Here is a 1,048-nt window from a genome sequence, read left to right as displayed (position 1 = left end):
GGTGATGGTGCGAGTGTCATGCTCGCTGGGGCTGGCGGCGGGGATAATTTCCAGATTGACTTTGGTGCCCTTGGGGCCACGGATCTGGTCGACCACTTCATCCAGGCGCAAGCCGATCACTGGAACCGGCTCTTCTTCATCCTGGGAGACACCCACGATGCGATCCGCAGGCTTCAGTTGGCCGCCCTTGGCTGCTGGACCACCAGGCACCAGACGCACCACCTTGGTGTAGCCGTCTTCGTATTGCAGTACCGCACCAATGCCTTCCAGTGAGCGGCTCATGCTGATATCGAAGTTTTTTGAATTGTGCGGGGTGAAGTAGGTGGTGTGGGGATCAAATGTCTGCGTCAGCGCATTCATGTACACCTGGAATACATCCTCAGGGGTATTCTGCCTGATCCGCTTCAACTGGCTTTCGTAGCGACGAGTGAGCCGCGTTTCGATATCTTCCGCGCTGGAATCGTTGAGGCGCATGGAGAGCACCGCATTTTTCAGCTGGCGCTGCCAGATTTCATCCAGCGCCGCCTTGTCCTTGGCCCAGGGGGCATCCTCACGATCCACTCTTACCGACTCTTCGCTGTCGAAGGTCAGCGAATCCAGGTCATTGGCGATGGTTTCCAGTGACCAGGTCAGGCGCTCTTCCAGGCGCTGCTGGAAGCGATTGAAAATGGTATAGCCGCCTTCCAGCTGACCCTTGCGCAGCTGGTCATCCAGGATCTCGTTATAGCGCTGGAAGTCCTTGATGTCGGACGCCAGGAAATACAGACGATTGGGATCCAGGTCTTTCAGGTAGCGCTGCAGCACCTGTTCAGAAAGCTGATCGTCGAAATCCAGCTGGCGATAGTGATACTTGAGCTTGTCAGCAATTTCTTCAGCCGCTTCCAGTTGCTCTTCCGTCGGCTTCAGGTCGCCCTGAATATCCGGCGATGAGTCGTGAAGGGCGCCGCCGCCTTTGATTGCCCCACCCAGCAACAACAGGGCAAGGGCAAGAGGGAACAGCTTACGGAGTAATGACATACTGGCTCTCAAACAGTTTTTTTCAGTATAG

General features: G+C 55.9%; 1 protein-coding gene. It reads right to left on the bottom strand.

Features of this window, described 5'->3' with window-relative positions; all coding sequences use genetic code 11:
* Window positions 1-1,017, bottom strand: a 1,017-nt coding sequence (locus A3754_RS00380; RefSeq protein WP_197468334.1) for a PDZ domain-containing protein, incomplete at its 3' end; no start/stop codon positions are given.
* Window positions 1,018-1,048: the final 31 nt, after the last annotated feature.

The organism is Alcanivorax sp. HI0083, assembly GCF_001635175.1.
Note: the sequence above shows the minus strand (reverse complement) of the source record. Positions and strands in the feature narration are given on the sequence as shown.